The sequence below is a fragment of the Demequina silvatica genome (genome assembly GCF_000971215.1).
Classification (GTDB): Bacteria; Actinomycetota; Actinomycetes; order Actinomycetales; family Demequinaceae; genus Demequina; species Demequina silvatica.
The window spans coordinates 479,111-499,069 of sequence record NZ_BBMA01000002.1 but is presented as its reverse complement, the minus strand read 5'-3'; the positions used below and the strand labels follow the sequence as shown (position 1 = coordinate 499,069).

16 protein-coding genes are annotated in these 19,959 nt (G+C 72.9%); 13 read left to right on the top strand and 3 right to left on the bottom strand.

Translation table 11 applies throughout. The annotated features are described in order from the left end of the window. Positions 1-1,920, bottom strand: coding sequence for a glycosyltransferase family protein (locus tag AOM05_RS14460; protein ID WP_062519121.1), 1,920 nt, complete (start codon positions 1,918-1,920; stop codon positions 1-3). 167 nt (positions 1,921-2,087) lie between these two features. On the opposite strand from AOM05_RS14460, the gene AOM05_RS02370 reads away from it, so the two are divergent. From AOM05_RS02370 to AOM05_RS02310, 13 genes are all read left to right on the top strand, one after another. After that, a complete protein-coding gene (locus tag AOM05_RS02370; RefSeq protein ID WP_062519120.1) occupies positions 2,088-3,284 on the top strand; it encodes a sulfotransferase in 1,197 nt (398 codons plus the stop codon). Continuing rightward, the gene (locus AOM05_RS02365) at positions 3,281-3,931 is read left to right on the top strand and encodes a hypothetical protein (protein ID WP_062519118.1); all 651 of its coding nucleotides are present in this window, start codon (positions 3,281-3,283) and stop codon (positions 3,929-3,931) included. Before AOM05_RS02370 ends, AOM05_RS02365 begins: the two co-directional genes overlap by 4 nt. After that, on the top strand, positions 3,928-4,953 hold the full coding sequence (locus AOM05_RS02360) for a glycosyltransferase family 2 protein (RefSeq protein ID WP_062519115.1): 1,026 nt from the start codon (positions 3,928-3,930) through the stop codon (positions 4,951-4,953). Before AOM05_RS02365 ends, AOM05_RS02360 begins: the two co-directional genes overlap by 4 nt. A 22-nt stretch (positions 4,954-4,975) precedes the next feature. Further along, entirely contained in the window at positions 4,976-5,839 is an 864-nt protein-coding gene (locus AOM05_RS02355) for an ABC transporter permease (RefSeq protein WP_062519114.1), read from the top strand. Further along, entirely contained in the window at positions 5,832-6,566 is a 735-nt protein-coding gene (locus tag AOM05_RS02350) for an ABC transporter ATP-binding protein (RefSeq protein WP_062519112.1), read from the top strand. The genes AOM05_RS02355 and AOM05_RS02350 overlap by 8 nt, the downstream gene beginning before the upstream one ends. Then, a complete protein-coding gene (locus tag AOM05_RS02345) occupies positions 6,563-7,531 on the top strand; it encodes a hypothetical protein (protein ID WP_062519110.1) in 969 nt (322 codons plus the stop codon). The genes AOM05_RS02350 and AOM05_RS02345 overlap by 4 nt, the downstream gene beginning before the upstream one ends. Before the next feature lies 1 nt (position 7,532). After that, complete coding sequence (locus tag AOM05_RS02340; protein ID WP_062519107.1) at positions 7,533-8,681, top strand: acylneuraminate cytidylyltransferase; 1,149 nt, start codon at positions 7,533-7,535, stop codon at positions 8,679-8,681. Continuing rightward, complete coding sequence (locus AOM05_RS02335; protein ID WP_062519105.1) at positions 8,674-9,879, top strand: DUF6716 putative glycosyltransferase; 1,206 nt, start codon at positions 8,674-8,676, stop codon at positions 9,877-9,879. Before AOM05_RS02340 ends, AOM05_RS02335 begins: the two co-directional genes overlap by 8 nt. 14 nt (positions 9,880-9,893) lie before the next feature. After that, positions 9,894-12,032, top strand: a complete 2,139-nt coding sequence (locus AOM05_RS02330) for a hypothetical protein (protein WP_062519102.1) — start codon at positions 9,894-9,896, stop codon at positions 12,030-12,032. 202 nt (positions 12,033-12,234) lie between these two features. Beyond that, complete coding sequence (locus AOM05_RS02325) at positions 12,235-13,110, top strand: N-acetylneuraminate synthase family protein (RefSeq protein ID WP_062519100.1); 876 nt, start codon at positions 12,235-12,237, stop codon at positions 13,108-13,110. Positions 13,111-13,173: 63 nt separating this feature from the next. Continuing rightward, positions 13,174-14,160, top strand: a complete 987-nt coding sequence (locus tag AOM05_RS02320; protein ID WP_062519098.1) for a glycosyltransferase family 2 protein — start codon at positions 13,174-13,176, stop codon at positions 14,158-14,160. Then, the gene (locus AOM05_RS02315; RefSeq protein WP_062519096.1) at positions 14,160-15,527 is read left to right on the top strand and encodes a polysialyltransferase family glycosyltransferase; all 1,368 of its coding nucleotides are present in this window, start codon (positions 14,160-14,162) and stop codon (positions 15,525-15,527) included. The genes AOM05_RS02320 and AOM05_RS02315 overlap by 1 nt, the downstream gene beginning before the upstream one ends. Positions 15,528-15,542: 15 nt before the next feature. Further along, positions 15,543-16,841 carry a hypothetical protein gene (locus tag AOM05_RS02310; protein ID WP_062519094.1) on the top strand — a complete coding sequence of 433 codons (1,299 nt, stop codon included), beginning with the start codon at positions 15,543-15,545 and terminating at the stop codon, positions 16,839-16,841. Between the two features lie 42 nt (positions 16,842-16,883). Here AOM05_RS02310 and AOM05_RS02305 read toward each other — a convergent pair whose 3' ends face one another. Beyond that, positions 16,884-19,622 carry an LGFP repeat-containing protein gene (locus tag AOM05_RS02305; protein ID WP_062519092.1) on the bottom strand — a complete coding sequence of 913 codons (2,739 nt, stop codon included), beginning with the start codon at positions 19,620-19,622 and terminating at the stop codon, positions 16,884-16,886. Beyond that, on the bottom strand, positions 19,619-19,959 hold a 341-nt coding region (locus AOM05_RS02300; protein WP_169746709.1), incomplete at its 5' end, for a hypothetical protein. The genes AOM05_RS02300 and AOM05_RS02305, both read right to left, overlap by 4 nt.

Below are 19,959 nucleotides of genomic sequence, written 5' to 3'. Positions count from 1 at the left end.
TCAGCTCGCGGTGACGCCCAGCGCCCGCGCCTCCTCGACAGTGATGCGCTCGAGCATGTCGAGGCTGCCGCCCACGGTCGCGTCGAGGAACGGCACCCCGCGCCGGTCCAGCTCGCGCCGCACCACGGCGTAGCCCAGCGGGCCCTCGCCGCCCTGCTCCCACGTCGCGATGAGCTGCGACGGGCGGGTGGTCTTGGACGCGTGCTGGTCCGACTCGTAGAAGTAGCTGCCCGCGGCGCTCGTGTAGTTCGAGTCGCAGCCCACGAGCACGATCCGCGAGGCTCCCATGTGCAGCGCCATCGGCACGCCCGCGGTGAGCACGCCGGTGTTGGAGTCCACCAGCGGCGCGAGCAGGTCCAGCGGCGCCCAGCCGGTCTTCGCGATCCTGCGCTTGAACGGCTTCTCGAACAGGAAGTAGCGGATCTCGTAGCCGCGCAGCTCCTCGAGCGACTCGAGGTAGGGCTTGAAGTAGAAGGACGTCCACAGCACGGGACGGTGCTCGTGCCGGGTGAGCGCGTCCAGGTACTCCCGCGGCAGCTCCGGCGCGGTGGTGTGCCATCCGCCAAAGAGCATGTGGGACGGCAGCACCAGGTGGTCCGGCCGGATGGCGTCGAAGTCCTCGTGGTTGACGAACCAGTTGAACGCGACCGACTCGTAACCCTCGAACGCGGTCATGTCCGTGTCGCGCAGCGACGGCCCGTTGCCGATCAGCACCACGGGCCGCCCCTCCGCCCGCCCGTGCAGCGCCTCGAGGGTCGCGCCCTCCTCGGCGCGGAACTGCCGTGTCCTGGCCGCGGTGATCGCGGACACGTACTGCTGCGTCCACAGCGCGAAGGACATCTTGAAGCGGTTGGACGCGCGGCGGTAGCGCTGGCGGTCCTCCGCCTCGAGAAGGTCGTCGGACAGGAACCCGTACCAGGGCTTGGGGCCGGTGAGGTGGAGGATCCGGACGGCGCCCACCTCCTCCGGGTAGTCCGTCTCCAGCGTCATCTTGTTCATGTTGTACGTCTGCGGCAGCAGCTCGACCTCGCGCTCGGCGAGGTAGAGGTTCCAGAACTTCTGGTCCGCGAACATGTCCAGCGCGGGGTCCGAGGTCGCGTCGACGGACGCGAGCACCCGCTCCATGCGCTCGCGCGCCTCGGGTCCGCGCTCGGAGCGCGGCAGCGACAGCATGCCGCTGTTGATCACGGGACGGCCGGTCGCCGCCGCCTGGATCGAGTACGGCCGGTGCCCGATGTCCGGCACCGCCTTGATGGAGTCGCCGCGCCACAGCGCGGAGATGTCGCCGAGCACCAGCAGGTCGGTGTCGAGCACCACGATCCAGGACGGCTCGGCGATGGTGAGCGCCTCGAGCGTGAGGTAGCCCAGGTGGCCGATCTTCCGGTGGTTGTAGTGGTCCGCCATGGTGACGTCGTAGACGTCGGGGTCACGGTCGAGGAACTCGAGGCGCGGGTACAGCGTGGTGAGCCGCCGCCGGGTGAACGCGGACAGGCCCTGGTCGTGGAACACCAGGAACCGGTTGTCGAGGCCGGGGTACTGGCGCAGCAGGCTGAGCAGCAGCGCCTCGAGGCCGGGCGCGTACTTGTCGTTGCAGACGGCCGCGAACACCAGGTCCGCGGGCGGCGGCCCCTCCTCACCCACGTCGCCCAGGCGCGCGTACTCGTACGTGCCGGCCAGCAGCGACGCGAGGTCCTCGGGGTTCTCCGACTGGCGCACCGACCCGGGGAACGGCCCGCCGGCCGCGCGCACGCGCTCGACCTCGAGCGCGCTGAACGGGGCGGGCTTCGGCGCGGGCGCGGGGGACGATGCGGCGGGCGGCTCGGGCGCCGGTTCGGGCGCAGGCGCGGGGGTGGGTTCCGAGGACCCCGCACGAGTCACGCGGCGCGCGGCGCGCCAGGCTCGGGTGAATCCGTCGGTCATGGGCCCTCCAGCTCGCGTGTGCGCCCCATCGGGCTCACGGTCGCCCGATTCTCCCACGGCGGGCCGGCTCGCGACCCCGGACCGAGGCCCGGTCGGCGGGCACGCGGCCGTCACTTACCATGCTGAGGTTCATCCACTCGTTTCCCAGGGAAGGCGGCGCGGAGCCCATGAGCGTGGCCGGCGTGAAGGCTCTGCGACCAGGAGCGACGCTGCTGCACATCGGGCTGCCCAAGACCGGCACCACGGCCGTCCAGGCCGCCGCCTCGCAGCTGCGGACCGAGCTGCTCGCGCAGGGCGTCTGCTACCCGGGCGTCTCGCTCAACCACGGCACCGCCGCCAACGCGCTCATGGGCCGCTCGACCGCGGTGTTCGCCGCCGGCGGTCGTGCCCGCTGGGACCGCGTCGCGCGTGAGCGCCGCGAGCACCCCGAGGCGGTGGGCTTCCTCAGCTACGAGCAGATGGTGCAGGCCACCCCCGCCGTCGCGGCGCGGTTCCTCGAGGAGCTGGGCCCGGACCTCCACGTGGCCATCACGGCGCGCGACTACGTGTCGCTGTTCGCCTCCGCGTGGCAGCAGTGGGTGAAGGACGCCGGCGACCAGACCTTCGGCGCGTGGCTCGACCGCGTGCTGGCGGCGCGCGACGGGGTCCAGGGCCCCGAGACCGCCACCCTGGGGTTCTGGCGCGCCTACGACCTGCCCGCGATCGCCCGCGTCTGGGCCGACCTGGTGGGCGCCGACCGCGTCCACGTGGTGGTGCTCGACAAGCGCCGCCCGGAGCTGCTGTTCGACGCGTTCGAGGGGCTGCTCGGGCTCACGCCCGGCACGCTCGCGTCCGCGCCGCGCGACCCGCTGCTGAGCAACAGGGGCCTGTCGCGCGCGGAGGCCGAGCTCGCGCAGGGCGTCAACGCCCGCGCACGCGCCGGCGCCGCCGCGGTCAACCCGCGCCACTACTACCGCGTCATGCGCAACGGCGCCGTGAGCGCCGTGCTGCGCGACCGGCGGCCCGACCCCGCCGAGGGATCCGTGGTGGCATCCGCCGCCGTCGCCGCGCGCCTCGCGCAGGAGGGCGCCGCCGCGGCACGCGCGCTCGGCGAGCTGGGCGTCGACGTGATCGGCGACCTCGCCGCCCTGGGCGCGCCGTCCGCCTCCGCCCCGGAGACGCTCCCCGCCCCTCACGCCGCGATCGACCCGGAGCTGGCCGCGCTCGCGGTGCTGGGCGCGACGTCCGCGGCGCTGGGCGAGGGCGTGAACTTCACCGGCGCGCGCCTCGCGCCGCACCCCAAGGGCGCGGCCCCGTCCGCTCCGTCGCCGCGCGCGGCGCTCGGCGAGCTGCGCCGCCGTGCGCGCCGGACGGTGGCGCGATGAGGCGCGCCGCGGTCACGCTGTGCCGCGCTGACCGGCGCGCGCTGGCCGCCGCGCACGCGATGCGGACGCCCGGGCCGCAGCTGGTGATCCTGCGCCCGCCGCGCCTCGCGGCCGTGCTCGACCGCCAGGACGCGATGGCCGCCGGCGAGCGCGTCCCGTCGCTCGCGATCGCGACCGCCCGCGCCTGGGTGCGCGCCCGCAGACTGGTGCGTGCCGCGGGACCCGACGCGCGCATCGTCCGCCCCTCCGCCGGCGGCCTGGGTGCCGCGGCCGGGACCCCCGTCGCCGAGCCGCGACCCCTCACCGCCGGCGAGCTCCGGCTGCTCGCCGCGATCGACCGCGGACTCGACGGCACCCCCACCCCGGCCGACGTGCGCCGGTCCGTGGTGCGCGGCGGCGTGCTGCACGCCCTGTACGCGACGCCCGGCGAGCCGCGGACGGATGAGATGCTTGATGCCGCGACCGCTCAGGCGGCGGTCGCCGGCGCCGTCTCGGTCCTGCTGGGCCACGGCCTCGCCTTCGAGGATCCGGACGGCACGCCGCTCCTGTGCGACCCGCGCGAGCGCGACCGCACGGGGCCGAGCCTCGACTCGCTGAGCACGGGTGCGCTGATCCGCCGCCTGCTGCCCGTAGGAAGGAACACGTGAACGCCGACGCGATCCGGGTGAGCTTCATCATGCCCGTCCTCAACGAGGAGGGGTACGTCGCCGCCGCCGTCCACAGCATCCTCGCCCAGGACGGTCTCGACCAGCGCGAGATCCTGCTGGTGCTGGGCGCCTCCACCGACCGCACCGACGAGGTGGTCGCGGGCCTCGCCGAGCTCCACGCCGAGATCCGGGTGCTGCGCAACCCGCGCAACGCGATCTCGCAGTCCATGAACATCGGCATCGCGGAGGCGCGCTTCCCCGTGGTGGTCCGCGTCGACGCGCACTCGGTGCTGCCCGCGGGCTACGCCGCGACGGCAGTGCGCTCGCTGCGCGCCGCGGGGGCCGTCAACCTGGGCGGCCGCATGCACGCCGAGGGGCGCACCCCGTACGAGCAGGCCGTCGCCTGGGGCTACAACTCGCCTGGCGGGCTGGGCGGCGCCGTCTACCACACGGGCGGCGAGGCCGGCCCGGCCGAGTCCGCCTACCTGGGCGTGTTCGACCGCGCGGCGGTGCTCGCGATCGGCGGCTTCGACGAGTCGCTGTCGCGCGGCGAGGACTGGGACCTCAACCGCCGGCTCATCGCGCGCGGCGGGCTGGTGTGGTTCGAGCCCGCGCTCGACGTGGTCTACCGGCCGCGCTCCTCCGTTAAAGCCCTCGCGAAGCAGTTCCACGCGTCCGGCCGCTGGCGCGGGGAGATCATCCGCCGCCTCGCGGGCCGTGTCCCGCTGCGCTACTACGTCCCGCCGGCGCTGCTGGTGGGGCTCGTGATCGGCGCGGCCCTGCTGGTCGCCGGCGCGGTGGCGGGCGGCACCGTCGGCGCCGTGCTCGCGATCGTGGGCGCGCTGCCGTTCGTCGTCTACCCGGCGTGGGTGCTGCTCACCGCGCTCCGGGCGGACGTCCCGCCGGGCGTGCGCCTGCGCCTGCTCGGCGTGCTCCCGACCATGCACCTGTCTTGGGGCGCCGGATGCCTGTTCGGTATCCTCATTCCCAGCAGGGGGCACAACGCCTTCGCAGGACGTTGAGGCATTCACCCCGAGGAGACGTGTGACCGAGATCGACTACGCCGCGCTCGCGCGGGAGGCGGGCCTGCCGCGCGTTGGCGCGCGACAGGCGCTGCCCACGTATCTCAAGGAGATGTGGCAGCGCCGTCACTTCGCGGTGCGGCTCGCGCAGTACCGCATCGAGGGCAGCCTCAACCAGAACCGCCTGGGCCTCTTCTGGGTGGTGCTGAGCCCGCTGCTCCAGGCCGCCGTGTACGGCCTCATCTTCGGCGTGATCCTGCCCAAGGACACCCGCGAGGGCATCAACTTCATCCCGTTCCTGGTGACGGGCTTCTTCATCTTCACGTTCTTCAGCAAGTCCTTCGCCCAGGGCGCCCGGTCCATCACCGGCAACACGTCCCTGGTGCGCAGCCTCAGCTTCCCGCGCATGCTGCTGCCCGTGGCCGCCGTGCTGCGCAACCTCTACGAGCTCGTGCCGATGATGGCGGTCCTGGTGTTCATCCTCATCGGCTTCGGCGAGTTCCCCATGTGGACCTGGCTGCTGGTGCCCGTGATCCTCGCGTTCATGACCATGTTCAACCTGGGCGTCGCGCTCATCGCGGCCCGCCTCACGGTGCACGTGCGCGACGTCACCGAGGTCATCCCGGTCATCACGCGCCTGATCTTCTACACCACGGGTATCTTCTACTCGCTCGAGCAGGTGCTCGCGGACCAGCCCCACTGGATGCTTACGGCGGCGCGCCTCAACCCCATCCACGACTTCGTGGAGCTGGTGCGCTGGGCGTTCATGGGCTCCGAGACGGACATGACGCAGCTCGCGGTCATCGCCGCGATCGCCTCCGTCGTCACCCTGATCGCGGGCGTCTTCTTCTTCTGGACCGCCGAGGAGCGCTACGGCCGTGACTGAGCCCCGCAAGCCCACCATCGTGGTGGACGACATCCACGTGCAGTACAAGACGTTCGCCTCCGGCAAGGCCGCGTCCGACCGTCGCTCGCTCATGCAGCGCCAGCGCGGCGTGCGCATCGTGAAGGCGCTCAAGGGCGTGTCCTTCGCCGCCTACGAGGGCGAGTCGATCGGCGTGATCGGCCACAACGGCTCCGGCAAGTCGACGCTGATGCGCGCGATCGCCGGCCTGCAGCAGCCGGTCAAGGGTGCCGTGTACTCCGTGTCGCGCCCGGCCCTGCTCGGCGTCAACGCCGCGCTCATCAGCGACCTCACCGGCGAGAAGAACGTCATGCTCGGCGGCCTCGCGCTCGGCATGACCCCCGAGGAGGTCGAGCAGCGCCGCGAGGGGATCATCGAGTTCTCCGGCATCCGCGAGTTCATCGACATGCCCATGAAGGCGTACTCGTCCGGCATGGCGGCGCGCCTGCGCTTCTCCATCGCGATCTCGCGCGACCACCAGATCCTGCTGGTCGACGAGGCCCTCGCGGTGGGCGACAAGGACTTCCGCGCCAAGAGCGAGCAGCGCATCCGCGAGCTGCGTGAGCAGGCGGGAACCGTGTTCCTGGTGAGCCACTCGATGCGCTCGATCATGGACACCTGCACGCGCGTGCTGTGGATCGACCACGGCACGCTCAAGGCGGACGGCGACCCCAAGGAGGTCGTCCGCGCCTACAAGAAGTCGCAGTGACCGTCGCCGACCCGCGCATCGGCTGGGTCGAGTCGCCCCTCCAGCTCATCAACGCTGTCGAGGCGGCGGCCGGCCTCGATGAGGCCACCCTCATCCTGCTGCGGCGCGGCGTCGCCCAGCTCGAGGACACCTCCCGGTGGCTCGAGCCTTACCTGCCCGCGGGCGTGACGCTCGCGGAGGCCGCCTCCGCCACCGACCCGCGCTTCAGGGACGCCTCCCGCAGGCTGGTCGGCGACGCGTTCTCGGGGCAGTTCCGCGCCGTGGTGACCGCGACCGGCACGCGCGACCTCGTGGTGGTCGACGACGGCTCCGCCGCGCTGCACCTCGCCGCCGTCCTCGCCGGCATCGAGCGCTTCTCCCGGATGGGCCAGCGCGAGTCCGCGGTGCAGCGGACCCTGGGCAGCCTCACCGGCTCCCGGCTGCGGGCCGCCGCCCGCGCGGGACGCATCACCCTGGTCACCGCCTACGCCGACCACCCGCGCATGCCCGCGGTACCCGGCGCCCGCATCGTCCCCAACCGCTACGCGTGGCTGCGCTCCCTCGACGCGCAGCCGCCCGTGGACCTGCGGTCCGTGGTGGTGCTGGGCTCCGCGCTCGCCGTCGACGGCTACGTCGACGCCGCCCGGTACGAGGCCTGGGCCGCCGCGCACGGCGCGGACGCGACCTATCTGCCGCACCGGCGCGAGGACCCGGCCGCGCTCGACCGGCTCCGCGCCGCCGGGCTCGCGGTGGTCGAGCCGGGGCTGCCCGCCGAGATCGTGCTCGGCAGCGCCCGCGGCGTCGCCCAGGTCCACTCGCTGCCGTCGAGCACGGGCGCCACGCTCGCACGCGTGCTCCCCGTGGGCACCGTCATGACCGTCACCGCGGTCCACGACGAGTGGTGGACCCCCCGCGCCGACCAGACGTTCCGTGAGACGCTCGCGTACCTCGCGCGGGCCGACGAGGCCGAATCCGAGGAGGACTGACATGCGTGCCGTCGCCATCATCCCCGCCCGCGGCGGGTCCAAGGGCGTGCCAGGGAAGAACGTCGCGCGGGTGGGCGGCGTGCCGCTCGTCGCGCGCGCCGTGAGGGCGGCGCTGGCCGCGCCGTCGATCGACGGCGTGTTCGTGTCCACGGACGATGCGGAGATCGCGGCCGCCGCGCGGGCCGCCGGCGGCGACGTGATCGACCGTCCCGCCGAGATCGCGGGCGACCTCGCGACCTCCGAGGCGGCGCTGCTGCACGGTCTCGACGCGCTCGCCGTGCGCGGCATCGAGCCGCAGGCGCTCGCGTTCCTCCAGGCGACGTCGCCGTTCATGGACCCCGCCGCGCTCGACGGCGCCGTGGCCTCCGTGCTCGCGGGCGAGCACGACTCGATGTTCTCCGCGTTCGAGACCTACGCGTTCCTGTGGCAGCAGGGGGAGTCGGGCGCCACCGGCGTCAACCACGACCACTCGTTCCGACCGCGCCGCCAGGACCGCGAGCCGCACTACCAGGAGACCGGCGCCTTCTACGTGATGGACGTCGCGGGCTTCCGCGAGTCCGGCTTCCGCTTCTTCGGCCGCGTGGGCATCGCGGAGGTCTCCGCCGCCACCGGCATCGAGATCGACGATGCGCACGAGCTCGCCTCCGCGCGCGCCCTCGCCTCCCTGCTCGACGCGCCCGCCCCGGTGGACGTCGACGCGCTGGTGATGGACTTCGACGGCGTCCACACCGAGGACACCGCGACCGTGGACCAGAACGGCGTCGAGTCGGTGACCGTGAGCCGCTCCGACGGCATGGGGATCGCGATGCTGCGCAAGGCGGGGCTGCCGATGCTGATCCTGTCGCGCGAGGAGAACCCCGTGGTCGCGGCGCGGGCGCGCAAGCTAGGCATCGAGGTCTCGCACGACGTCGAGGACAAGCTGCCCTACCTCGAGCGCTGGTGCGCGGAGAAGGGCGTGCCGCTCGACCGCGTGGCGTACGTGGGCAACGACCTGCCCGACCTGCCCTGCCTCGAGGCCGTCGGCTGGGCCGTGGTGCCCGCGGACGCGCACCCGCGCGCCGCCGCGGTCGCGCGCGTGGTCCTCACGCGGCCCGGCGGGCGCGGAGCGGTGCGCGAGCTCGCCGAGGCGATCCTCGCGGCCCGTGGCTGAGCCCACGCCCGCCCCCCGTCCGCGCGCCCTGGTGGTCGCGGACTCCGACTCGTACCTGAAGTGGGCCGTGCGGCGTGCCGAGGACCTGCGCGAAACGTACGACGTCGAGCTGCTGGTGGTCCGCAACGCCGTCACCCCGAGCGCCGCGCAGATGGACGCGGCCGTCGACGGCCGGCTGTCCGCGGCGCCCGCGATCATCGGGATGGACGCGCTGGTGTCGCGGCTGCGGTTGACGCCCCCCGCGCTGCTGCTGCTCGCATGCCGCGGCCCGCTCATCGAGCTGCTGCTGCTCGAGCGGCTCGGCGGGCGTCGCGCCGCGACCGTGGTCGCGGCCGGCATCCCCGGCATCTGGTACCCGCCCACCGAGCTGGGGCTGCGCCTGCGCGCCGCCTGCGACCTCATGGTGGTCCACTCCGAGCGGGAGCGCGACGCCGTCGCGGAGACGCTGCCGCAGGGACGCCTCCGCGCGGTGGGTCTCGCCTCGCTCATCGAGGACCAGGAGGTGGGCCGCTCGCCCCGCCCCCGCATCGTCTTCGCGCCGCAGGCCCTGGTGCCGGCCGCGCTGGAGGACCGCCGCCGCCTGCTCGCGTCGCTCGGCGCCCTCGCGGCGGCGCACCCCGAGCTCGACGTGGTGGTCAAGCTGCGCGGCGTCGCCGGCGAGGCGCAGACCCACAAGGAGGCCGCGCCGTACGACGCGCTGGCCGAGGGGATGGACCTGCCCGGGAACCTGGTGTTCGCGCAGGGCCCGCTGCGCGCGTACCTGGGCGACTGCGAGGGGTTCGTGACGGTGAGCTCGACCGCCGCGCTCGAAGCGATCGCCGCCGGGGTGCCCACCCTGGTCCTCGACGAGTTCGGCGTGAGCGCCGACGTCATCAACGCGGTGTTCGAGGGGTCGGGCCTGTTCGGCGGGCTCGCGGACCTCGAGGCACGGCGCTTCCGTGCGCCCGACCCCGACTGGCTGGCGGCCAACTACTTCCACGGCGACGACGACTGGGTCGAGGTCGCGCGCGGCATGGAGCCGGGCGACCCGGCGCCGCTGCCCGACCGGCTCGCATCCCCGCTGCAGCTGCGCAGGCGCATGTTCCGTCGCGCCGTCGCGCTCGGCGACGCGGACACCAGCCTCACCGGCCGCCTGATGCGGCTCGCACGCCCGCTGGTACGGTGGCTCGAATCGACAGTGCGGGGGCGCCGGAAGTGAGCGAAGGAGACGCCATGACCCCGGACTCCCTGGACGGCCGGACCCCCTCCGGACGCCACGTGATCCACATCGGCATGCACAAGTCCGCGACCACCGCGATCCAGGTGGCCGCCGCCGCCGCGCGGGAGCGGCTCTCCGAGCAGGGCGTGGTGTACCCCGGCAACGCGGCGCACCACAGCGACGAGACCGCGTTCCTGTGGACCATGAAGCGCGCCGACGTCGCGAGCCCCGCAGCCGAGCGGCGCTGGGAGGAGTTCGTCGCCGACGTCCACGCCTCGGGCAAGCGCGCCTTCATCAGCGCGGAGCACCTGGCCGCCGCCACCCCCGCCCGCATCCGCCGCCTGGTCGACGACCTGGGCGCGGACGTGCGGATCGTGCTCACCGTGCGCAACTTCGTGTCGATGCTGCCCTCGATATGGCAGCAGTACGTCAAGGAGCGCCGCACGGTGTCCTTCGACGCGTGGCTCGAGGACGTGTTCACGGGCGAGCCGGGCAGCGTCACCACCCCGAACTTCTGGCCGCGGCACGACCTGGGCGAGCTCGCCGAGCGCTGGTCGACCATCGTCGACCCCGACCGCATCACCGTGGTGGTGCTCGACCGCGAGCACCCCGACCGCGTCTACCGCTCGTTCGAGGCGCTGCTCGACGTGCCCGAGGGCACGCTCCAGCCGCAGCGCATCAACGCGTTCCAGGCGAACCGCGGGCTGTCGCTCGAGGAGGTCGAGCTGCTGCGCGCCGTCAACGCCGGGCTCGAGCCGCACCGCTGGCCGGCCGCGCTGTACCGCCCCGCGGTGCGCGGCGGCCTGATCGGCGGGCTCCAGCGGGTCCGCACCCCCGCGCCCGAGGAGGGCACCCTCGCGCTCCCGGACGCGTGGCTGGACACGGCCGTCGAGGTCGCCGCGCGCGGCGTGCGCGAGGCCCGCGCCGCCGGCGTCCGCGTGATCGGCGACCTCGACGAGTACGCCCGCCGGCCAGCGCCCCGCGGCAACGTGCCGGTCACCACGCGCACCGCGTCCGCCGAGGTGGTGGGCGTGGGACTCGCCGGCATCGCGGCGCGCGCCGTCTCCGCCGGAGTGGGCTTCCACGGCGTCAAGCGCGACGTGCCGGCCCGGCTGCTTGCGTCCGCGCCCCACGCGCGCGCCCTCGACACGGTCCCCGCGGTCGCGGCCGGAGCGAGCCCGACGCTGCGGGTGCTCGCCGGAGCCGACGCCGGCGCGGCCGCGCTCGCCGCCGGGGTGCGCCCCGCGCAGGCGCACCTGCTCGCGGAGCGCGCCCTCCACGCGGAGCTCGCGCGCGAGACCGACCGGCCCGCGTCCCGTCGCGGGGGCGTGGCGCCGCTGGCGGCCGCCGAGGACGCCGACGGCGGCCTGGTGGCGGTGGGCTGGCCCGGATCCTGGTCGGGCGACGAGGTGAAGAGCGCGCTCGACGCGCTCGACCGCCCTGTCACCGTGACCATCGAGTTGCCCGACCTCCCGGACGAGATCTCCGCCGCGTGGGAGCGGGCCCTGGTGCTCGGCGGCGCCTCCGGCTTCGCCGCCTGGTCCGGCTGGGCGACCGCGCCCGACTCGTGGGGCCGGTGGGGCGCGCTGCCCTCCCCGGCGCAGCTGGCCGACACGGTCGAGCTCATCGCCGGTCACCCTCAGGTGGCGGGCGTCGCGGTCGCGGCCGCGCCGCGCATGCTGCGCCGCCTCACCGGGGCGGAGTCCGCGGTGGTGGCCGCCGCGGAGCGCACGTGGCACGGCCGGCGCGCGGAGGCGAGCGGGATCGCCGCCGTCATGCTCGTGGGCGCGACGTCCGGGCTGCGCCGCGCACGCCCGTTCGAGGCGTCGTCCCTGGTCATCGACCCATCCGTGCTCGCGAGGCACCGCAAGGCCAGGCACGCGGCCGCCCGCCGCATCGGCTCCCTGATCCCCGATGCGGCGCCGTTGCTGCGCGCGTGGGAGGCACAGGAGGATGCCGAGCCGCACGCCCTGCCGGCCGCGGCCGGCGACGCGCTCGCGATCGACCACGCCGCCGAGGCCTGCCTGGGCGCGCTGTCCGTCGCGATGGGCCGCGGAAGGCGGTTCGACCCCGGCGTGGAGCTCGGCTGGCTCGGCGACGCGCGCGCGAAGGACGCGGCCACGGTGGCGCTGACGCTCGGCGCCCGCGGCTGACGCTCCTGCCGCGGTGGCGCCGCTCTCAGGGAAGAATGGTTGAATTGGCACGAACCACGCGACTCGGCCGCACCAGGCGGGACGGCGTCGCGGAGGCCCGCGAGGCGGTTACGCGCCCGCGAATGTGAGATGCTGGCGACGGCATTTGACGCGCCCAAGCTATGGCGTCCGGACATGACGGACGCAGGAATGAGGAACAGTCATGACGGATGCGGTGCGGATCGGCGACATTCTCGTCGGTGACGGTCACCCGACCTATGTGATCGCCGAGATCGGCCTGAACCACAACGGTTCGGTCGAGAACGCGAAGAAGCTCATCGACGTCGCTGTCGAGGCGGGCGCGCAGGCGGTCAAGTTCCAGAAGCGCACGCCGGACATCGCGACGCCGGAGCACATGAAGTCGACCCCGCGCGAGACGCCCTGGGGCACGATGACGTACCTCGAGTACCGCTACAAGGTCGAGTTCGAGCAGGCCGAGTACGCGGAGATCGACGCGTACTGCAAGGAGAAGGGCGTCGTCTGGTACGCCTCCCCGTGGGACGAGCCGAGCGTCGACTTCCTCGAGTCGATGGACACGGTCGCCTACAAGATCGCCTCGGCGTCCGTGACGGACCTGGGCATGCTGCGCAAGATCAAGGAGACCGGCAAGCCCGTCATCCTGTCGACCGGCATGTCGACCATCGAGCAGATCGACACCGCGGTGGAGACGCTGGGCAAGGACAAGCTCATCATCCTCCACGCCACCTCGACCTACCCGCTGCCCCCGGAGGAGGCCAACCTCCGCATGATCCAGACCCTCAAGGACCGCTACGGCGTGCCGGTGGGCTACTCGGGTCACGAGCCGGGCCTGCAGATCTCGATCGCCGCGGTCGCCCTCGGCGCCGTCGCGGTGGAGCGTCACATCACGCTCGACCGCACCATGTGGGGTTCGGACCACGCCGCGTCGCTGGAGCCCAAGGGCTTCATCTCGCTGTGCCGCGACATCCGCATCATCGAGGAGGCCCTGGGCGACGGCGTCAAGAAGGTCTTCCCCGGCGAGCTCGCCCCGCTGTCCAAGCTCCGTCGCGTCGACGGCTAGGACCGGTCGGCACGTTCGAGCACGACGCCGTCGCGCGTCACACCTGAGAGGGCTAAGTCACACGTGGCACAACCGCGCATCACCGTCATCCTGCCGGTCAAGGATGGCGAAGGGTACGTCGGCACGACGCTCAAGAGCCTGCTGCGGCAGGTGCGCGAGCCGGGAGACCTCAAGGTCGTGGCGATCAGCGACGGCTCGACGGACGGCACCGCCGAGGTCATCCGTCACTTCGACGGGGCGTTCTCGCACCTCGAGGTGATCGAGAACCCGACGGCGGTGGGCCTCGCGAGCGCCCGCAACATGGGCCTCGAGCATGCCGAGGGCGACTACGTCGCCTTCATCGACGGTGACGACTGGATGGAGCCGTGGCGCCTCCAGACGCTCATCGACGCCGCCGACCGTCTCGACGTCGACTTCATCCGGACGGATCACACGACCGTCGCCGCGGGAGCGCGCTCGCATGTGCGGGCGCCCTTCCCGTGGCGCGGTCGTGCCGTCAGCCCGCGTGAGGCGATCCTGCCGGCGCGGGAGACCACCATGGTCGACTACCCGTACGCGTGGGCCGGCCTGTTCCACCGCCGCCTGCACGACCGCGGCATGCTGGCCTTCCCCGAGGGCCTGTTCACGGCGGAGGACCGCCCGTGGATCTGGAACCTCCACCTCAACGCGGAGTCCTTCGCGGTGGTGGACGCCCCCTCGCTGCTGTACCGCCGCGAGGTCAGCACCTCGCTGACGCAGATCTTCGACTCGCGCCAGCTCGACTTCATCCGCTCGTTCGACATGACGCGCCAGGTGGTCGAGGCGGACCCGGAGGCGGACCGCTTCATGGCGAAGCTCACCGCCACCACGCTCGCCGTCTCGGCGCACCACCTGCGCCGCCGCCGCCGCATGTCGACGGAGGACCGCGAGCGGCTCAAGGCCGGCGTCGCGGACCTCATCGCCGCGCTGCCGCAGGACGTGGTGCGGGACGCCCTGCACCGCGGCCCGGGCCGCCGGCGCCTCACGCTCGCGCGCTACACGCGCACCGCTCGCACGAGGAGCGCCTCCTGATGCCCCAGCTGTTCTCCATCGCGACCGCGTACGGCGCGGTCACCGCCGCCGCCGCGATCGACGCGGGCCTGGTCCCCGAGGGACGCGGCGAGCGCATCCTGGTGGTCCACGTGGGCGCCCCCGTCCCCGAGATCGTCACCCCGTTCTACGAGCTCGAGGAGATGAAGCCCGTCATCTCGCGCTTCGACCGCGTGATCGAGCTCAACCCGCTCACCTCGCCCTACCTCCCGCAGGCGTGGAGCCCGCGCTGGATCGAGATGCCCATGTGGCGGCGCCTGCTGCGCTCCTACTGGGAGCTCGGCGACGGCGAGGTCGAGCTGTACCTGCAGAACCTGCAGGTGCCGCCGTCGACCTCCCTCGCGATGATCTTCGACGGCGGTCCCATCACCGTGATCGGCGACGGCCTCATGAGCTTCAGCCCGATCCGCATGAAGATCCCGTTCAGCATCACCAGCCGCCTCACCACCCTGATCTACCAGGACGTGCTGCCGGGCGTGCAGCCGGTGCTGTTCTCGGAGCAGGGCATCGGGCTCGCGCCCGTCACCACCGACCACGTGCGCCGGCTGTTCGAGGAGGTCGCCGACGCGTGCGACGACCCGCAGCTCGCCGAGCTGCTCGCGGACACCCGCCCCACCGGCCTGGTGCTCGGCCAGTACCTCTCGGAGCTGGGCCTCATGTCGCGCAAGGAGGAGCGGGACACGCTCATCCGGATGGTCAACCGTGCCGTCGCGATGGGCGGCGAGCGCATCGTCTTCAAGCCGCACCCGTCCGCGCCGCCCATGCTCACCGCGCAGCTCGCGGAGGCCGCGGCCAAGAAGGGCGTGGACTTCGTGGTCTACGAGTCCGCGACCCCCGCCGAGGCGTTCATGGCCCGCGCGAACTGCGTCGCGGTGGTCGCCGGCTTCTCCACCGCCATCCCGTCCGCGGCCGCGCTGTTCGGCATCCCCGTCGACTCGATCGGCAACAAGCGCCTCGCGAAGCGCCTCGACCCGTACGAGAACAGCAACCGCGTGCCCGTCACCGTGGTCGACGCCATGACGCGCCCCGACAGCCCGTACGCTGCCGTCGAGGACCTGCAGCGCCTCATCAACGCGGTGGGCTACTGCATGCAGCCCATCATCGCCGGGCACCTGCGCGAGGACGCCGTCGACTTCATCGGCGGGCTCGACGAGGAGGAGCGCGAGCGCTACTTCGCGGGCGGGCGCCTGGGCGCCCTCGACCTGCCCGGCGGCACCGGCCTGCCGACGCAGCTGTCGCGGGCCGCGCGCAAGGTGGGCTGGCACGATGCGGCGGGCGACCTGCGTAAGAGCGCGTCGGTCGCGAAGGCGCGGGCCAGGAAGGTCGCCCGCGCCGCGGGCGGCAAGTGAGCGGGGTATGACGTCATGACCGGCGAGCAGCGACGCTTCCGGCGCGCGATCGTGCACATCGGCACCGAGCGCACCGGCTCCACCACCATCCAGGGCGCGCTGGCGCACAACCGGCGCGCGCTGCGCGCTCAGGGCGTCCTGGTGCCGCGCAGCCTGGGCAGGGAGATCCACGCCCGGCTGTCCGCGATCCTGCAGTCGGTGGACCCCGAGACCGACCCGTTCGCGCAGGGCGCGCTCCGCAGCCTCGGCTGCACGCTCGAGGAGGCCCGCACCAAGGTGCCGGAGCTCTTCGAGCAGGAGATCGCGCAGTACCCCGACACGCACACGCTGGTGCTGACGGCGGAGCAGTTCCACTCGCGCTTCGCCACGCAGGAGTCCAAGCAGGCGCTCGCCGACTTCGTGCACCGCTACGCGGACGAGGTCCACGTGATCGGCTACCTGCGCCCCCAGCACGACCTCGCGAAGAGCATCTACAACTACCGGATCGGGCGCGGCAACGCGATCCCGAGCCGCGTGTTCCCGAAGCTCACGGACAGGAACCGCCACTACTACGACTACCTCGAGCTGATCCGCGGCTACGAGCAGGCGTTCGGGCCGGGCACCGTCGAGCCCGTGGTGTTCGACCCGCGAGCGTTCCCCGAGGGCGACGTGGTGCGCGACTTCCACGCGCGCGCCGGCCTTCCCGAGGAGGGCTTCGCGTTCATCAAGACGCTCAACGCGTCGATGCGCAGCGCCCGCTCGCTCGAGTTCACGCGGCTGCTCAACAACGTCCAGGCGCCCTCGGTCGGCGAGCCCCGCGAGGCCTCGCGCAAGCCGTGGCTCATGGACGGCCTGCGCCGCGATCAGGGGGACAAGTTCCGCGTCGACGGCCGCAAGGCGGTCGCCTTCCAGCGGCAGTTCGACGCCGACAACGAGGAGCTGCGCCGCGCGTACCTCCCCGACACGGAGACGCTGTTCCGTGCGCCCGACGAGGCCGAGCGCCCCACCAAGGTGACCCGGCAGGACATGGTCGAGCTGGGCGGCGACGCCTACTTCCGCATCCGCGACGTCATGCTGGTCGAGCGGGCCCGCCGCCTGCTCGCCGAGTCTCGGCTCGCACGCCGGCGCTTCCGCTTCGACGAGGCGCGCGACCTCGCGCTGCAGGCCGCACGGGTCACCCCGCGGGACGGCGGCGCGACCATCGCGATCGCCCGGCAGCTGGCACGCCTCAAGGCCAAGCCCGCCGCCGTGCGGCTGCTCGAGCAGTGGATCGAGGCGCACCCGGGCGAGCGGTTCACCGACACCGCCGAGAAGCTGCGCGACGAGTACCGCTGACCCGCGCGGCGCGCCCGAGCAGGGCGCGCCACGCGGGACGCGTCACCTGAGCGTGTGCGTGACCTTCGAGCCGTTGGACCGCATGACGCCGCCGGTGAACCTCTGCGTCCACACCGGGCCCGGCTTCCACACCTTCTCGCCCGCCGGCCACCCTAGCTTCGACGCGGGCCCGCCGATGCTCGCGTAGTAGTTGCGCATGCGCCCGTCCACCGCGAAGCCGCCGGCGGAGGACACGAACAGGTCGCCCTTCTGGAACGACTGCTGCGTGCCGAACTTGCGCTTCTTCACGTCGCCGGTGGGCCAGCCGAGCTTGCCGCCCACCTCGCCGTATCGCTCGTAGGTGTCGAGCAGCGCGGCCGCGACGTAGCCGAGGTGGCTCGAGTCCGAGTACAGGCGGCCGCCCGTGAAGTCCTGCGTCCAGTACGGGCCGGCATGCTTGACCTTGTCCCCGGTGGGCCAGCCGAGCGTCGACGCGGGGCCGCCCATCGACACGTACTCGGTGAGCATCGCTCCGCGCACCGGCTGCGTGCCGTGGGAGGACTGGTAGAGCACGCCGCCGGAGAACGGCACCGAGATGCCGCCGCCGCCCGCCGTGTAGCTGGTGGGCTTGCCGGTGGGCCAGCCGAGCAGGCCCGACGGCCCGCCCGCGGCCTCGTACGCGTCGAGCGTCGAGGCGGGCACGTAGCCCAGGTGGGTGAGGTCGGAGTACAGCACGCCGCCCACGAAGTCCTGCGTCCAGTACGGGCCGGAGTGGAACTGCTTGTCCGACGTGGGCCACCCAAGCGCCGAGGCGGGGCCGCCCAGCGTGACGTAGAAGCCGTGCATGGCGCCGCGCACCACGAACGTGCCTGCGGCGCGTTCGTAGATCGAGCCCTTGGTGAACGGCAGCACCGTGCCGCCGCCGCCCACGGTGAGGGTCTCCGCCTCGCCCGCCGGCCATCCCAGCGCCCCGCCCGGCCCGCCCTCGGCGAGGTACCCGGCCAGCGCATCGTCCGTCAGCGCGTACGCGCCCGCGGGGGAGGCGTACATGACGGTGCCGCCGAACTCCTGCCGGGTGCCGCCGCCGTTGGCGGCGACCTTGACCACGTCGGTGGTCGGCCAGCCGAGCGGGCCGCCCAGGCCGCCGCCGTCGAGGTAGAGGTCGAGGAACTCGTCGCCGATGTACCGCAGCGTGGAGGCGTCGGAGTAGACGCGGCCGCCGGTGAAGTCCTGGAGGAACAGGCCGGACTCCGGGTTGCGCTTGACGTCCGTGGGCCAGCCGAGGTCGGAGGTGGGTCCGCCCAGGCCGGTGTAGTAGGTGAGCATGCCGCTCGACACCTTGAAGGCGCCGGCCTGCGAGGCGTACAGGGTCGCGCTCGCCCACGTCTGGTAGCTTCCGCCGCCGTTGGCGGAGACCTTGACCACGTCCGAGGTGGGCCAGCCGAGCGTGCCGTCGAGCTCGCCGGAGGCGACGTACTCGTCGAGGAACTCTTCGCCCACGTACGCGAGCGTCGCGATGTTCGAGTAGACGCGGCCGCCCGTGAACTCCTGGGTCCAGTACGGGCCGTCGTGCTTGGTCTTGGCGCCGGTGGGCCAGCCCAGGTCCGACTTGGGGCCGCCCAGCCCCCAGTAGTAGGAGAGCATCCCGCCGTCGACCTCGTGCGTGCCCTTGAGGGTGCGCAGCAGGGTGCCGGCGGTGAACTCCTGGTACCGGCCGCCGCCGTTGGCGCTCAGCCGCACCACGCCGTCGGTGGGCAGGCCCACCGTGCCGACGCCGCCGAGCTTGCGGAACTTGTCGATGAACAGCTTGCCCACGGTCTGCGCGCCGTGCTCGGGCGTCCAGGCGATGACGCTGCCCTCGAACTCGCGGTAGTACGCGCCGGTCGCGGCGACGTAGCGCACGGGGCCCACCGCGGCGCCCAGCCAGCCGTCCGCGCCGCCCTGCGCCTTGCGCTCCTTGGCGATCGCGACCTTGGGGTCGATCTTGGTGGAGCCGAACCAGTCGGTGTAGAGGCGCCAGAAGTTGCGATTGCCGTATGCCGAGCACGAGTCGCCGGTGCCGTACAGGTTGTCCAGCGCCGCCCTGTTGGGCACGTAGGGCGTGTAGTTGTACAGGCCGGCGGTGGCCTGGTTCTCGATGTACACGCTGACCGAGCCGCACTTGTAGACCCAGCTGCCGTTCTCCTTGACGGGCGGCGCGTAGTAGATGCGGTTGGTCTCGCCGAAGCGGTAGTTGTAGGAGCCCGGGTACGCCGCGTAGACCTTGTACTGGCGCGCGCCGTAGTAGAGCTGCTTCATGAAGCCCGCGTAGGCCGGGTTGCAGGAGTCCGTGTCGGGGCACGCGTAGCCCGTGAGCTTGTCGTAGCGGTACTGCGACGGCCAGGTGTGGGTCACCAGGCCCTGCTCCTTCTGGATCAGCACCAGCAGCACCTTCTGGGAGACGCCGCAGGACTTGCCGACCTTGCGGATCATGGTGGCCGCGGACTGGTTCTTGGCGCCCGTGTAGCCCTTGCAGAACGCGTCCGCGGGGATGTCGGTGGTGGTCTGCTTGTAGTTCTTCAGGCAGGTGTACCCCGACTGGCAGGTGGCGACCTTGCCGTTGAGGAAGCCCTGGATCTCGCTGATGGTCATCGCGTCGCCGTCGAAGAACAGCGAGTCGGCGATGATCATGCCGGGGTCGAAGTCGCTGCCGTCGGCGGCCTTCGCGTCGCCGGTGGAGCCCAGGGTGAACGCGACCGCGCCGGCGAGGGTCGCGGCGGCGAGCAGGAGCGCGCGGCGCAGGGTGCGGGGCATCGCCGTCATGGGATCGTCACCTTCGTCGGGGCGGACGTGCCCTCGTGCGCGGCGGAGCGGTACGTGAGCGTCACGCTCCACGTGCCGGCCACCTTGGACGCCGGGATGGAGAGCTCGGCGCCGCAGCTGGTGGTGGTCGCGTTCATGAGACCGGGCCCCTCGAGGACCACCTCGCGGCCGTCGGTGGCCATGGTGACGGTGCAGGTGCCGCCGTCCTCGGTGACGCCGTCGACGTAGCCGCCCACCTCGAACGTGCCCTTCCTGACGGCCGCGCGCGAGATCACCACGGCGACGTCGCCGGTCGAGACGTCCACGGTCTCGGTGGCGGAGGGGCTGGGGGTGGGGG

What these genes read in the sequence shown, in the direction of transcription:
- AOM05_RS14460 (WP_062519121.1), bottom strand. Translation starts at nt 1,920, where the DNA reads ATGACCGACGGATTCACCCGAGCCTGGCGCGCCGCGCGCCGCGTGACT.
- AOM05_RS02370 (WP_062519120.1), top strand. Translation starts at nt 2,088, where the DNA reads ATGAGCGTGGCCGGCGTGAAGGCTCTGCGACCAGGAGCGACGCTGCTG.
- AOM05_RS02365 (WP_062519118.1), top strand. Translation starts at nt 3,281, where the DNA reads ATGAGGCGCGCCGCGGTCACGCTGTGCCGCGCTGACCGGCGCGCGCTG.
- AOM05_RS02340 (WP_062519107.1), top strand. Translation starts at nt 7,533, where the DNA reads ATGCGTGCCGTCGCCATCATCCCCGCCCGCGGCGGGTCCAAGGGCGTG.
- AOM05_RS02330 (WP_062519102.1), top strand. Translation starts at nt 9,894, where the DNA reads ATGACCCCGGACTCCCTGGACGGCCGGACCCCCTCCGGACGCCACGTG.
- AOM05_RS02325 (WP_062519100.1), top strand. Translation starts at nt 12,235, where the DNA reads ATGACGGATGCGGTGCGGATCGGCGACATTCTCGTCGGTGACGGTCAC.
- AOM05_RS02315 (WP_062519096.1), top strand. Translation starts at nt 14,160, where the DNA reads ATGCCCCAGCTGTTCTCCATCGCGACCGCGTACGGCGCGGTCACCGCC.
- AOM05_RS02310 (WP_062519094.1), top strand. Translation starts at nt 15,543, where the DNA reads ATGACCGGCGAGCAGCGACGCTTCCGGCGCGCGATCGTGCACATCGGC.
- AOM05_RS02305 (WP_062519092.1), bottom strand. Translation starts at nt 19,622, where the DNA reads ATGACGGCGATGCCCCGCACCCTGCGCCGCGCGCTCCTGCTCGCCGCC.